Source organism: Paenibacillus sp. FSL H3-0329 (assembly GCF_037963285.1).
Lineage (GTDB): Bacteria > Bacillota > Bacilli > Paenibacillales > Paenibacillaceae > Paenibacillus_AQ > Paenibacillus_AQ odorifer.
The window spans coordinates 3,673,774-3,686,613 of record NZ_CP150150.1 but is presented as its reverse complement, the minus strand read 5'-3'; the positions used below and the strand labels follow the sequence as shown (position 1 = coordinate 3,686,613).

Here is a 12,840-nt window from a genome sequence, read left to right as displayed (position 1 = left end):
GAACAAGGAAGCTTCTAAAACCGTTTGCGGCTTTAGAAGCTTCCTTGTTTTTTTAAAGATCAAGAGTCGTTACTATTTCAACAAAGGATTGCTGCAACGGTGTTAAAATATGATCTTTACGCCAGCCGAGCACAAACCCGCCGCTTTCAGGCAAAATCCCTGGTAGGTTGGCATAGCTAAGCTTGCCTAGCTCAATCTCAGCTTTAACAGCCGCTTTAGAACATATGCCAACACAGTCACTCCCGCTAACTAGCTGCTTAATCACTTCTGGAGAATTCAACTCGGATCGGTTCCATAAACGGATTTGATTGAATTGTGCCCATTGATCGGCATACCCCCGTAAACAAGATCCTTGCTCATGCTGAATCCACGGCTCATTGGCAATTAGTTCAGGTGTTAATTTCTTTAGGTCTTCAAATGGATGACCAGGTGCAAAAATTAGGACAGGTTCATCACGGACAATAAGCTGAAAATCAAAAGATTCGTCCTGCCAATCCGAAGTATGTAAAATGGCCATCTGAATATCCCGACTACGGAGACGTTCACGTAACAAAGCATCGCTTTGAACAGTCAAGGAGTTGTTAATCCCCGGATAGAGTTTCATGAATTGGATTAACACATTAGGTAAAATATAAGTTGCAGGAATAAAACTGGCTTCCAGCTCTAATGTTCCTTTTGAGGGAGAAGAAAATTGTTTGACTGTACGCTCAGCTTCTGCTGTGAGGGAAACGATTTTGAGGGCGTATTGATAAAGGGCTCGCCCAGCATCCGTAAGCAGCACTCTTCCGCTGCGGTAAAGAAATAGAGGGGTTCCGAGCTCAGCCTCCAGATTCTTCATATGAAAAGAAACAGTAGGCTGTTTAAGGCCTAATTCTGCGGCTACATCGGTTACCTTTTTATATTTTTCAATTAGAACTACGATGTTCAATTTCATAATATTCATGACTTTCCTCCACATAATGCTAAGTTGGATTACAAATTATATCTCCATTATAGATTATATCTATACAGATATACACTTTATATTGGTATTTTTTTCGTTCACTTTACAAAGATAAGAAGTTTCTCTAACGAACGAGCTCTAGAATAAGAAGAGTCAGAGGGGCCAAGAAGTCCCGGACAACATATAACATATGCGTTTGATGAACTTTTACAGTAACCATGCATATGGGGGCCAAGCTCCACAACACCATGTTAAAGCTTTCGAAGCCAGTTTGGTATGAACTGATCAGGGAGCCATGCTAACAAACCATTTAGGAGGAGACAAAACAATGCAATTCAAAAAATCATGGATCATGACTTTGGCTTTAACAAGCGTACTGGCACTATCGGCTTGCGGTAACGGCGGGGCAAACAACACAGGAGGAAACGCTGCAGCAACTAACGAAGGAAGCGGCGGCGCTGAAATAAGTGGTTCGATTCTGGCTTCTGGTTCAACAGCATTACAACCCTTGGTTGAGCTGGTAGCAGAGAATTTCATGGATAAAAACACTGGCGTGGACATTCAAGTTCAAGGCGGTGGCAGTGGTACTGGTCTTACTCAAGTAGCTGAGAAACAAGTAGATATCGGAAACTCTGACGTATTCGCAGAAGAAAAATTAAAAGATGCAGATGCAGAAAAAGCAGCAGCACTCGTAGATCATCAAGTAGCAGTAGTAGCGATCGCAGCAGTAGCTCATCCTGATGCTGGTGTGGATAGCTTAACTAAACAACAACTGGTGGACATTTTCACTGGTAAAATCACTAACTGGTCTGAAGTAGGCGGAGCGGATCAAAAAATCCAAATCATCAACCGTCCAGGCAGCTCCGGTACTCGTGCAACCTTTGAAAGCTTTGCACTTGGAACCAAAACAGAAGATATCCCAGGTTCGATTCAAGAAGATTCCTCCGGTACGGTTAAGAAAATGATCGGTGAAACTCCAGGGGCAATCGGATACCTTGCTCTTTCTTACCTGGATGATTCCATTAAAACACTTAGTCTTGACGGTGTGGAAGCATCTGTTGATAATGTTGTTTCTGGTAAATACCCAGTGTGGGCTTACGAGCATATGTACACAAATGGTGAACCTAACGCGACAGTAAAAGCATTCCTCGACTTTTTCTTAACTGACGAAGTTCAAACTGGTGAAGTTGTTGAACTTGGATACATCCCAGCTGTTAAAATGCAAGTTGTTCGCGACGTTGCAGGAACTGTTACCGCTAAGTAATTAAATTCTAGGCAATGTTATTGATTAGAATCTCAAGTGATTAGAGGCGGATACATCTGCCTCTCTTTTCACTTTAGAAAGAGGGAGCAATTGAGGGTGAAACTAAAGAACTCACGATTCGAAAAACATCATATTGAAGATTTTGTTGGACGTACTTATATGTCCTTCTGTGTATTACTGTTGATAACAATCATTGTATCGATGGTATATTTTGTAGCGTCTAAAGGAATTTCAACCTTCACAAGTGGTAATGCTACAGTTTCTGAATTTCTATTCGGTACAAAGTGGTCGCCAGAAGCGGATACGCCTTCCTTCGGAGCTTTTCCATTTATCTCGGGTTCCTTTCTGGTTACTTTGCTTGCCGCATTGATTGCTAGTCCACTTAGCTTATGCGCTGCGTTATTTATGACTGAGATTGTTCCAGGGTGGGGCAAAAAATTACTTCAACCTGTTATTGAGCTTTTGGCAGGGATTCCTTCGGTAGTATATGGTTTCATCGGATTAAGTGTAATTGTACCGTTTCTACGCAACAACCTGCCGGGCCAAGGCATCGGGGTAGCTGCAGGCGCGCTTGTGCTCTCGGTAATGATTCTTCCGACGATTACAAGCGTGGCTGCAGACGCGCTGGCTTCATTGCCGCAAAACTTAAAAGAATCTTCCTATGCGCTTGGTGCCACCCGGTGGCAGACGATTTCGCGGGTGATTATTCCAACAACCTTTCCTGCCATAATGACAGGGATTGTATTGGGAATGGCTCGTGCTTTCGGTGAAGCACTCGCTGTACAAATGGTTATCGGGAACGCGCCATTCGTACCAAAATCACTCTTTGAGTCAGCTTCTACCTTGACCAGTGTGATCACACTCGGTATGGGGAACACGACCATGGGCTCACCTCACAATAATGCACTGTGGAGTATGGCACTGGTTCTCATGCTGATGACTTTCGTATTTGTCTTCTTTGTGAGAATGCTTGAAAGGAGAAATAAAATTTGAAGCCGAGAACCGTAAATAAAATTGCCACCAGTCTTATTGTATTTTTCGCGATGCTCATCGTTGCCATTCTACTTGGACTTTTGGGATATATCCTCTTTAGAGGCTTAAGCCATATCAGTTGGGATTTTCTTTTCTCCGCACCGCAAAAGATTCGTGCAGGTGGAGGGATCGGACCACAGCTATTTAACTCCTTATTCCTGTTAGTACTGACACTTATTATTACAGTTCCGCTTGGACTGGGTGCCGGTATTTATATGGCGGAATATGCTCGTCCCGGTAAGATTACCGGCTTTATTCGCTTGATTGTTGAAGTATTGTCATCTTTCCCTTCCATCGTAGTCGGCTTGTTTGGTCTATTGCTGATTGTTAACTATTTCAATCTAGGCTTCTCCTTAATCTCCGGTGCATTGGCATTGACGGTCTTTAATCTACCACTGATGGTGCGGATTACGGAGCAAGCTTTTCGTAGTGTTCCAAAACAACAAAAAGAGGCTGGTTTTGCACTAGGATTATCCAAGTGGAAAATTGTTACCTCGGTGTTGTTTCCGGTAGCATTACCTACAATTATTACAGGTACTATCCTGTCCGCTGGCCGTGTCTTTGGGGAAGCAGCTGCGTTGATGTTCACAGCAGGAATGAGTAGCCCTAGATTGGATTTCACCAACTGGAATCCACTTAGTGCGAATTCGCCACTGAATCCCTTCCGTCCAGCGGAAACGCTGGCTGTCCACATTTGGAAGGTCAACAGTGAAGGTCTAGCTCCAGATGCTGCACAGATTGCTGCGGGAGCTTCGGCGGTGCTTGTAATTATGGTGTTAATCTTCAATCTGGCAGCACGTTATTTCGGAAGATTTATTTATCGTAAGCTTACAGCTTCAAAAAGAATGAACTAATCATACAAATTAAAGTAGAGATGTAGGAGGAGTAATCGATGGGAACGTCGGCAACAGCAGTGCGTGAATCTTTTCAAACCGAAGACCTGAGTATTTTTTACGGAACATATGAGGCAGTAAAGGGGATAAGCCTTCCATTTGCTGAAAATACGGTTACTGCACTGATCGGCCCATCCGGCTGCGGTAAATCAACCTTTCTTCGTTCTTTGAACCGGATGAATGACGAAATTTCTGGCTCAAAAACAAAAGGAAGCATCTGGATTGATGGAGTGGATATTAATGCTCCGGGTACGGATGTGATTAAGCTGCGTCAGAAGATCGGGATGGTATGGCAAAAGCCAAATCCGTTCTATAAATCGATTTACGATAACATCGCTTTTGGACCTAAGTATCACGGCATTAAAGGCAAAAAGGCTCTTGATGAGATTGTTGAGAGCAGTCTTCGCAAAGCAGCATTGTGGGATGAGGTAAAGGATCGTTTAAAAGATTCAGCACTTGCACTTTCCGGTGGACAACAGCAGCGCCTTTGTATTGCTAGAGCGTTGTCGGTTAACCCGCAAATTCTGCTCTTGGACGAACCAGCATCAGCTCTAGACCCGGTCTCCACAGGTAAAGTAGAGGAGCTAATCAAGGAGTTGAAAGAAGAGCTTCGCATCGTTATTGTGACACATAATATGCAGCAGGCAGCTCGGATCTCTGATTATACCGCATACTTTTATCTAGGCTCCCTTGTCGAATATGATAAGACGGATAAAGTCTTTACCAATCCAGAGAATCAAATGACGCAAGAATATATCATGGGCCGATTCGGCTGAAGCTGTGAACATCGTTCTTTCGGGAACGGTGTTTTTTTGTGAATTCAAGAGTTGTGATTCGAATGGTTGCCTATTATTTGCAAAAGGCAGAAAGATGCTGTATCATTTGTGATAATGATTATCATTATTACTATATTAGGGAGTGGATCTTATGACGCAATCTCAACAGACTCAACAGAATAGTGTGGCCGAAATAATAAAAGAACGACGCTCGATTAAGCTTTTTAAAAAAGATCCACTTCCACAAGGCCTTTTAGAGGAATTATTAAATGTAGCGGTATGGGCACCGAATCATGGTGTGCGTGAGCCGTGGAGATTTATTGCTTTTCAAGGGGAAGGTTCGAAATTCCTAGCTGAATCTGCATTTGCTTTTGTAAAACGTGCTATAGCTGATCCAGAAGTGGCTGCTAAACGTAAAGAATATATCTCGAATATTCCATTAACAGTAATCGTAGTGATGCCTGAAGATCCTCGGCAAAGAGAGTGGGACGAGGATTTTGCAGCAGCGTCCGCACTAGTACAGAACTTCCAGCTCGCAGCTTGGGAACAAGGTGTAGGAACGATTTGGAAGACAGATCCATACATCAACAACCCTGAATTCCGCACTAAAATTGGTGTGAAGCCCGGCGAAAAAATTGTAGCCATGATCCATGCCGGATATCCGGAGACTGTACCTGACAGCCGTCCACGCACAGACGCTTCGGAGCTGCTGAAGATCGTAGACTTCTATCCAGAGAATGGCGTAGTGGAATAAGGAAAGTCGAAGGCATTCGTATATTAAAAGCGGAAAGATCATAAACATCGAAAAAGCGTCGAAATATCAAAAAGATCGAAAGATCAAAAGCATCGAAAGATCAAAAGCATCGAAAGATCAAAAGTATCGAAAGATCAAAAGTGAACTGTGACCCGTAAGATGGAAACTTTGAAAAAAGTGACCCTCTTACGGGTCATTTTGTGTTTTAATCGAAATATCGAAATAACGGAGGAAGCCTTCATGAATAACAAAACAAGAGGAAGCTCAAGGATATTCAACGAAAATGAGATCAAACAACTAGAGAACAATCCAAATGTAGAGAACGTGACGGAAAAGAGTATTACCTATTCACCAACGTTTAAGTTGGCTGCGGTTAAGGCCTATAAGGAAGGCCAAGCCCCAATGGAGATCTTCCTTAGCGCAGGATTTAACCTAGATATTATCGGTCGCAAGAAGCCTAAGCATTGCCTAACCCGTTGGCGTAATACATATAATGCTCTGGGAGAGGCTGGACTACTAGAGGAACAACGAGGAAAAGGATCCCCGGGCAGACGACCGACAGGGGAACTTTCTACCGAGGAAAAGTTAAAACGTGCAGAAGCACGAATCAAGCTTCTGGAGATGGAGAACGACTTCTTAAAAAAGCTGGAGGCGCTCGAAAAGCAGAAGATGCAGAGGAAACGTTGACCCCCTCCGAGCGCTACGAAATTATTAACCAAACGATACGTAAGCACGGTCTGCAGCGAATGACGCGTTATTTGTGTAAGCTAGCTTGTGTGAGCTTAAGCGGATATTACCGTTGGCAAGTCGCTGAGGAAGCAAGACAGTTGCGAGAGAAGGCAGACGAACGAGACGCTTTCCTTATCAAGAAACACTATGACGCTTTGAATGGTAAAGCTGGAGCATTGGTCGTGAAGATGTGGCTGGAACGGGAGAATGGTATCATCATGAATCATAAAAAGATTCGAAGATTAATGCGAAAATATAAGCTTGTTGCTACGATCCGGCAAGCAAATCCCTATCGCAAGATGGCAAAAGCCACACAAGAGCACCAAACATGTCCCAACCTACTCAAGCGCCAGTTTGACCAAGGAGAGCCTGAGAAAGTGCTGCTGACGGATATTACCTATATGCATTATGGTAATGGACAATGTGCTTATTTATCCGTGGTGAAAGACGGGGCTACGAGACAAATTTTAGCTCACTACCTCTCTTCTTCATTGGCTATGCCAATTGTAGAACGAACACTGGAGAAACTACTTGAACGACTGGATGGCAATATTCATCCAGAAGCCCTTTTGCATTCGGATCAAGGAATGCACTATACTCACCCTAGATTCCGCCTTCTCGTACGCGAAGCTGGGTTTACACAGTCCATGTCACGGAAAGGGAACTGCTGGGATAACGCCGCCATGGAGAGCTTTTTTGGCCATCTGAAGGATGATTTGGAGTACAAGACATGTATGACTCTCTTGGAATTACGAACAAAGGTTGATGACTATATCGCCTACTATAACTCCGAGCGATATCAATGGACATTAAAAAAGATGACTCCCGATGAATTCAGGAGTCACCTATTAATTGCTTCTTAAAGGTCTTCTTTTTTTCAACTTTCCACAAATACGGTCACAGTTCAAAGTATCCTTAGGGATGCTTTTTTTTGTTACTTTGACTAGCGATAGTAGGGTGATGGCTGATGGCTGCTGATCACTTGTCGCTGCCGGTTCCTCTGCTGATGTGGCTCAACCTTCTACTTACTTCCTAGTGATCTTTGCTGACCTCCAGCGGGCTTCATACAGACCTCCTACAGGCTCCCTAGTGATATCCTACTGATCTCCTACTGATCTCCTACTGATCTCCTACTGATCTCCTACTGACCTCCTACTAACCTCCTACTAACCTCCTGCGGGTTTCCTACTGATCTCCGCATCGGACCGTATTGCAACTATTTGAGCTTTTGGAGTCATTTTGCAGAAGTATCGGACCACATAGCTCTTATAACCATATAACTGTGCAGAACTGGTGTGGTTATGAGTAAATAGCTGCAACTGGGTCCGATAGCACGTCAATTAGCTGCAAATATACGAAATAAGGACTCCTCAGTCCGATGCAACGGCGAATAAGCGAACTAACCCCAAACTAACCTAAACTAACTAAAGAACCTCATGTTGCGGACTGTATTGCAGCTATTTGAGCTTTTTGAGTCATTTTGTAGAAGTATCGGACCCCATAGCTCTTATTACCTTGTAAAGGCGCAGAATTGGTGTGGTTTTGAGTAAATAGCTGCAATTGAGTCCGATAACCCGCAGAAAACACTCGAATTTGCATTATAAGGTCATCTGTGTCCGAACTATTGGCAAAAGTGTGCTTACATACTAGCCAAGGCGGCGAGTTAGGCATCGCAGCTGACTGGGTATGGACTCAGTTACAATCACTCTTCACCATTTGATCCAACGGTGGGGAGAAAGTATTCCTGACGGAGAGGGAATGGAAAATGAAGTCTGGATCCTAAAATGACACGTCGATCCTAAAGTGAAATGTTGATCCCAATAAACAAATGTAATATATAATGTACATAATGACCGATAAAGATTACAATGATGGAAAATGGAATGCATCACAAACATTAAAGGGAGGTTATGGAGTGGGAGAGAACAAAAACATCAAGTTAAAGCTGGCAAGGATCCAAAAGAATCTTTCCCAAGAACAGTTAGCGGAAGTTGTAGGGGTTACACGGCAGACGATCGGCCTGATTGAAGCTGGTAACTATAACCCGACGATTAAGCTGTGCATAGCCATCTGCAAGGCGTTGGATACGTCATTAAACGATATTTTTTGGGAGGATTAGTTGTGAAAGGGCCAAAGATTAAAGACGAACGAATTATCACAGAAATTCAGAAGTTTAGTACGCACGGATTATTGATTGTGTTAGTGGGATTTATGATCAGCCTTTTGGTAAAAGTATTTATCCTGGAATGGGACATCAAATATTGGGTAGATACTTTTGGGATTATGCTGTTAGGTTGCTTGTATGTTACCGTTCGTTGTGTCAAAGATGGGATATACCTGCTGCCGAGTAAGGAAGGAGAACTCAGACGGTTTAAGAAGATTCATTTAATATCGGGTGTTATCAGCACGCTTATTTGGGCCACGCTAACATTTTTGCTTGATTTTAGAGAAGCGGGAGAAGTGGATATTAGAAAAAATATATCGAGTACTCTCGTGGGGGCGGTTGTTTTTTTCATAGGGATCACTTGGGCGATGTGGTACATAATTAATAAATCCAACAAAAATGCTGACAAAAACATTGAGAGTTAAATATTAAAGATTAAATATTAAAGATAACAATCTCTTGCAAAACTAATATCATTAGTTTATATTTAAGCTAATACCATTAGTTTATCGGAGGGGTAAGGATGAGAGTAACACGTGAAGGTCATTTATTGCAGTTGACTTGGATGCCAAATTTTTTTCCAGTGAATTGTTACATTATTGAGGAAAAGGATGGATTAACTTTGATAGATGCCGCTATGCCATTTAGTCTAAAAGGAATTATGGATACTGAAGCGAAGCTAAATAAGAAGCTTACACGTATGATCTTAACGCATGCGCATGATGATCATATTGGGGCACTGGATGGACTAAAAAAGCAACGTCCAGAGGCTCAGGTGTACATCTCTGAGCGAGATTCGGCATTACTACGTGGAGATCGTTCACTTCGGGAAGGAGAACCTCAGACCCCTATTAAGGGAGGCGTGCCGAAGAAGATAGCTACCAAGCCAGATGTCCTTCTCCACGAAGGGGATACCATTGGATCATTAACAGCGATTCACACTCCAGGACATACCCCCGGCTCTATGTCTTTCCTTGATTCACGCAGCGGTGCTGTAATCGTTGGGGATGCTCTTCAGACCTTCCGGGGAACTGCGGTGGCTGGAACCATCATCCCCCTGTTTCCTTTTCCAGCAATGGCTACATGGAATAAAGCTCAAGCTCTGAATAGTGCGATTAAGCTTCTAGAGTTATCTCCAGCTTTACTTGCTGTTGGTCACGGCAACTTACTGAAAGCGCCAAAGCAGGAGATGGAGAAAGCCATACGTAAGGCAGAAATGATTCAGGATAGGAGTAATTAAATGTCACCTAGAGCAGGATTAGATCGTCACACACTAGTGATTAGAGCAGCAGAAATTGCCGATGATGAAGGTATAGAGGCCGTTACCTTGGCTGCATTAGCAGGTAAACTAGGTGTTCGTTCCCCGTCATTATACAACCATATAAATGGACTGCAGGATTTGCGGACTGGGCTCGCCATTTACGGATTAGAGTTATTATTTACAAGCATGTCGAACGCAGCTGAAGGATTAAATGGAGATGCTGCTGTACACGCAATGGGCCGGGCATATGTGGATTTTGCTAGGAGTAGACCAGGTCTGTATGAGACTACACTACGAGCGCCTGAGCAGGAGAACACGGAGCTTGAAGCGGCTGGTGAGCATATTTTGCAGTTTATAATTCAGGTGATGAAGAGTTATCTATTAGGCGAAGAAGGAGAACTTCATGCCGTAAGGGGATTACGGAGTATCCTGCATGGATTCGCCTCATTGGAGCAAAAGGGTGGATTCGGTATGGCGCTCGATACTAACGAGAGTCTAACCCGCTTGATTAGCACTTTTATAACCGGAATTGGAAATATGAAATCTGATTAAATTAGATCTAGGAGATGATGAACAAATGGGTCAGGAATATGAACAAGGTAGTGTCACCACTTATGGTGAAACAGCAGAGGTTATTGCGAAATTGGGGATTTTACCGCTTGCTGCGCTCATCCCCGGGCACCCGTCTTTAAACGGCTTAACTAAGCCCGAGAATTGGCATACTGGAACAGATTTAGATCCGTGGTCATGGCGTGCGCAGTTTCCAGGTGAGGGCCTTGCAGGATACGGAAAGTTTATTAAGAAAAAGGCTATTTTGGTCTCAAGGGAGTGGTTCCCGGCATTTGTAGCAGCAGCAGGCAGTACCAAATCTATTGAAGAGCGGTATAAGGATGGGTTGGCTAGTAAAGAAGCTGTGACCTTGCTGCAGATTGTTCGTGAACATGAAGGTATTGATACACGTAAACTTCGGGCAGAGGCTGATATGAAGGCAAAAGAAAAGAAAACAGCCTTCGATAACGCGGTTACTGAGCTGCAAGGATCTTTAGATATGGTGATCTCAGGCATCAAGCAACGCCTGAATGATGAAGGTGAAGTAAATGGTTGGAGTAGTACCTCGTTCGAGACGGTCAGTCACTGGATGTCAGATAACGGTTTATCCGCTTTTGAAGGGGATAGAGAAGAGGCCATAGCTTGGATACAATCGAAGATGAACGGGGTATGGTCGCCTACAGCAATAGCTTGGACAAACAAAGCATTCTCATGGAATTAATAAAAACGGTTAATCACTACTCCATAGAGAGTGATTAACCGTAAGCGTTTTCCAATAAAGTTATATCCATCACATTAAGGTTCCAACATAGGCGCCAAGTAAGCAATCAGGAAATACAAGAATCCAAAAAGCAGCATAACATAGGCAGTGTATTTAATAGCATTAGATGCAACAATTCTTGAATCTACCGGTGGTTGAATTTCTAGCTGTTCTTCTTCGATGCTGTCAACTTCTTTGGATACTGGGTCTCTCAACATGATAATCCCCTCCTTGGAAATTCAATCCTTAATTGTATTGTGACATATTTGTGAACGAAAATCAACAATAGTGTGAACAAATATTGAACATTTATTCAAATTTGGGCATTTCACCACCTGAAATGTTATTGTTAAAACAAAAACAACCCGCTTACTCTCTAATTAGAGAGCTAAGCGGGTTGTTTGAAGTTGGTTCTATCTAGGATCTAACGGGTGTTGTTTAAGCCTTAAGCCCAATCCCCATTACGGAAGATAGGTACTGTTGTTCCATCATCGTTAATTCCGTCAATATTCATTTCAGGAGAGCCCATCATAAAGTCAACATGGGTATGGCTTTGATTCATTCCTTTTTCCAACAGCTGTTCCTTAGTCATCGTAATTCCTTCTTGAATTGTGAAGGCATAAGCTGCACCTAAAGCCAAATGACAGGAGGCATTCTCATCATACAACGTAGTGTAATAAAGAATACCGCTCTCAGAAATCGGAGAGTGGAAAGGTACCAAAGCAACTTCGCCAAGATAGGAAGAGCCTTCATCCAGCGCGATTAGTGATGCCAAAGTTTCAGCGCCTTCTTCAGCAGTAAAATCAATCACTTTACCGTTCTCAAAGGTCAGCGTGAAGTTATTGATTAGATTGCCGCCGTAGCTAAGTGGCTTAGTGCTGCTCACTTTACCATTAATACCAGACTTCAAAGGGGCAGTAAACACTTCTTCCGTAGGAATATTGGCTAAGAAAGGGACGCCCTTACCGTTCACAGCTCCTGCCTGACACCAGATGTGTCCTTCCGGCAACTCAATAGTTAAATCTGTACCAGGTGCTGTATAGTGCAGCTTGCGAAACTTACTTTCATTCAAGGAAGCGCAACGAGTTTTGAGTCCATCTAAATGGCGGCTCCATGCTTCAATAGGATCGTCCTGATCCGCACGTGTGGCTTTAAAGATGGCATCCCATAACAGTTCAACCTGCTGCTCGGATGGAGCATCAGGGAACACTTTTGCCGCCCAAGAGGCTGATGGGAAGGCAAGACCGCTCCAGCTCGCATGATTTCCCATTAAGTACTCACGATATGGCGCTAGGGTCTGCCCAGAGATACGCTGATTATCGGCAATTCTTCCAGGTTCAACGCCTTTTAAAAGATCCGGGTCAGCAGAGATAATGGTTAGAAATGCGGCTCCCTTTTTAGCAAGATCCTCTAATTCATCGGCTTGCCACTGCGGCGGCTCCAGGAAGGAATCGGATGGAGCAAGATCATATCGTGTACGTAATACAACTTCATCACTATAATTCACCTTTACAAGTCTCGCGCCGGCTTCATAGGCTTTACGAACCACAAGTCGCACAAGCTCTGCGGATACAATATCTGCATTCACAACGAGTGTCTGACCCGGTTGAATATTAACGCCAATCTTCACGGCAAGCAATGCGTAATTCTCCAGCTTTTGCTTGAAATCCAACATAGTTTCTATTCCTCCCAATATCCTGTATCTCTTGTGTGCT

At 43.4% G+C, this 12,840-nt stretch carries 14 protein-coding genes; 11 read left to right on the top strand and 3 right to left on the bottom strand.

Annotated features, from left to right (window positions below):
* Positions 1 to 52: 52 nt before the first annotated feature.
* On the bottom strand, positions 53 to 943 hold the full coding sequence (locus NSQ66_RS16155) for a LysR family transcriptional regulator (RefSeq protein ID WP_036687523.1): 891 nt from the start codon (positions 941 to 943) through the stop codon (positions 53 to 55).
* Between the two features lie 328 nt (positions 944 to 1,271).
* Here NSQ66_RS16155 and NSQ66_RS16150 point away from each other — a divergent pair, with 328 nt between their 5' ends.
* The 11 genes from NSQ66_RS16150 to NSQ66_RS16100 all read left to right on the top strand — a co-directional run bounded on the left by NSQ66_RS16150 (position 1,272) and on the right by NSQ66_RS16100 (position 11,086).
* Entirely contained in the window at positions 1,272 to 2,207 is a 936-nt protein-coding gene (locus NSQ66_RS16150) for a phosphate ABC transporter substrate-binding protein PstS family protein (RefSeq protein ID WP_036687522.1), read from the top strand.
* Positions 2,208 to 2,297: 90 nt separating this feature from the next.
* Entirely contained in the window at positions 2,298 to 3,200 is a 903-nt protein-coding gene (gene pstC / locus NSQ66_RS16145; protein ID WP_036687519.1) for a phosphate ABC transporter permease subunit PstC, read from the top strand.
* Positions 3,197 to 4,093 (top strand): phosphate ABC transporter permease PstA, encoded by an 897-nt coding sequence (pstA, locus tag NSQ66_RS16140; RefSeq protein WP_036687518.1) that lies wholly within the window; start codon positions 3,197 to 3,199, stop codon positions 4,091 to 4,093. Before pstC ends, pstA begins: the two co-directional genes overlap by 4 nt.
* A 38-nt stretch (positions 4,094 to 4,131) precedes the next feature.
* A complete protein-coding gene (pstB, locus tag NSQ66_RS16135) occupies positions 4,132 to 4,908 on the top strand; it encodes a phosphate ABC transporter ATP-binding protein PstB (protein WP_036687516.1) in 777 nt (258 codons plus the stop codon).
* 151 nt (positions 4,909 to 5,059) lie between these two features.
* Complete coding sequence (locus NSQ66_RS16130) at positions 5,060 to 5,662, top strand: nitroreductase (protein WP_076099095.1); 603 nt, start codon at positions 5,060 to 5,062, stop codon at positions 5,660 to 5,662.
* 240 nt (positions 5,663 to 5,902) lie between these two features.
* A protein-coding gene (locus NSQ66_RS16125) for an IS3 family transposase (RefSeq protein WP_141118633.1) occupies positions 5,903 to 7,254 on the top strand; the annotation gives its coding sequence in 2 pieces (ribosomal slippage) (positions 5,903 to 6,290 and positions 6,290 to 7,254; 1,353 coding nt in all).
* Between the two features lie 1,052 nt (positions 7,255 to 8,306).
* Positions 8,307 to 8,510: a helix-turn-helix transcriptional regulator gene (locus tag NSQ66_RS16120; RefSeq protein ID WP_036676881.1), complete on the top strand. Its 204-nt coding sequence runs from the start codon at positions 8,307 to 8,309 to the stop codon at positions 8,508 to 8,510.
* Between the two features lie 2 nt (positions 8,511 to 8,512).
* The gene (locus tag NSQ66_RS16115) at positions 8,513 to 8,980 is read left to right on the top strand and encodes a DUF6773 family protein (RefSeq protein WP_036676884.1); all 468 of its coding nucleotides are present in this window, start codon (positions 8,513 to 8,515) and stop codon (positions 8,978 to 8,980) included.
* 98 nt (positions 8,981 to 9,078) lie between these two features.
* Entirely contained in the window at positions 9,079 to 9,795 is a 717-nt protein-coding gene (locus tag NSQ66_RS16110) for an MBL fold metallo-hydrolase (RefSeq protein ID WP_076141284.1), read from the top strand.
* On the top strand, positions 9,796 to 10,368 hold the full coding sequence (locus tag NSQ66_RS16105) for a TetR/AcrR family transcriptional regulator (RefSeq protein WP_038571406.1): 573 nt from the start codon (positions 9,796 to 9,798) through the stop codon (positions 10,366 to 10,368).
* 25 nt (positions 10,369 to 10,393) lie between these two features.
* Positions 10,394 to 11,086 carry a hypothetical protein gene (locus tag NSQ66_RS16100; RefSeq protein WP_036676892.1) on the top strand — a complete coding sequence of 231 codons (693 nt, stop codon included), beginning with the start codon at positions 10,394 to 10,396 and terminating at the stop codon, positions 11,084 to 11,086.
* A 74-nt stretch (positions 11,087 to 11,160) separates the two neighbouring features.
* Here NSQ66_RS16100 and NSQ66_RS16095 read toward each other — a convergent pair whose 3' ends face one another.
* Together NSQ66_RS16095 and NSQ66_RS16090 are read right to left on the bottom strand one after the other, a co-directional pair.
* A complete protein-coding gene (locus NSQ66_RS16095; RefSeq protein ID WP_036676895.1) occupies positions 11,161 to 11,343 on the bottom strand; it encodes a hypothetical protein in 183 nt (60 codons plus the stop codon).
* A gap of 227 nt (positions 11,344 to 11,570) precedes the next feature.
* Positions 11,571 to 12,800 carry an aminopeptidase gene (locus tag NSQ66_RS16090; protein WP_076099098.1) on the bottom strand — a complete coding sequence of 410 codons (1,230 nt, stop codon included), beginning with the start codon at positions 12,798 to 12,800 and terminating at the stop codon, positions 11,571 to 11,573.
* Positions 12,801 to 12,840 lie beyond the last annotated feature (40 nt).

Excerpts from the sequence above, each read along its gene's own strand:
- NSQ66_RS16155 (WP_036687523.1), bottom strand. The coding sequence starts at position 943 with ATGAATATTATGAAATTGAACATCGTAGTTCTAATTGAAAAATATAAA.
- NSQ66_RS16150 (WP_036687522.1), top strand. The coding sequence starts at position 1,272 with ATGCAATTCAAAAAATCATGGATCATGACTTTGGCTTTAACAAGCGTA.
- pstB (WP_036687516.1), top strand. The coding sequence starts at position 4,132 with ATGGGAACGTCGGCAACAGCAGTGCGTGAATCTTTTCAAACCGAAGAC.
- NSQ66_RS16130 (WP_076099095.1), top strand. The coding sequence starts at position 5,060 with ATGACGCAATCTCAACAGACTCAACAGAATAGTGTGGCCGAAATAATA.
- NSQ66_RS16110 (WP_076141284.1), top strand. The coding sequence starts at position 9,079 with ATGAGAGTAACACGTGAAGGTCATTTATTGCAGTTGACTTGGATGCCA.
- NSQ66_RS16105 (WP_038571406.1), top strand. The coding sequence starts at position 9,796 with ATGTCACCTAGAGCAGGATTAGATCGTCACACACTAGTGATTAGAGCA.
- NSQ66_RS16100 (WP_036676892.1), top strand. The coding sequence starts at position 10,394 with ATGGGTCAGGAATATGAACAAGGTAGTGTCACCACTTATGGTGAAACA.
- NSQ66_RS16095 (WP_036676895.1), bottom strand. The coding sequence starts at position 11,343 with ATGTTGAGAGACCCAGTATCCAAAGAAGTTGACAGCATCGAAGAAGAA.
- NSQ66_RS16090 (WP_076099098.1), bottom strand. The coding sequence starts at position 12,800 with ATGTTGGATTTCAAGCAAAAGCTGGAGAATTACGCATTGCTTGCCGTG.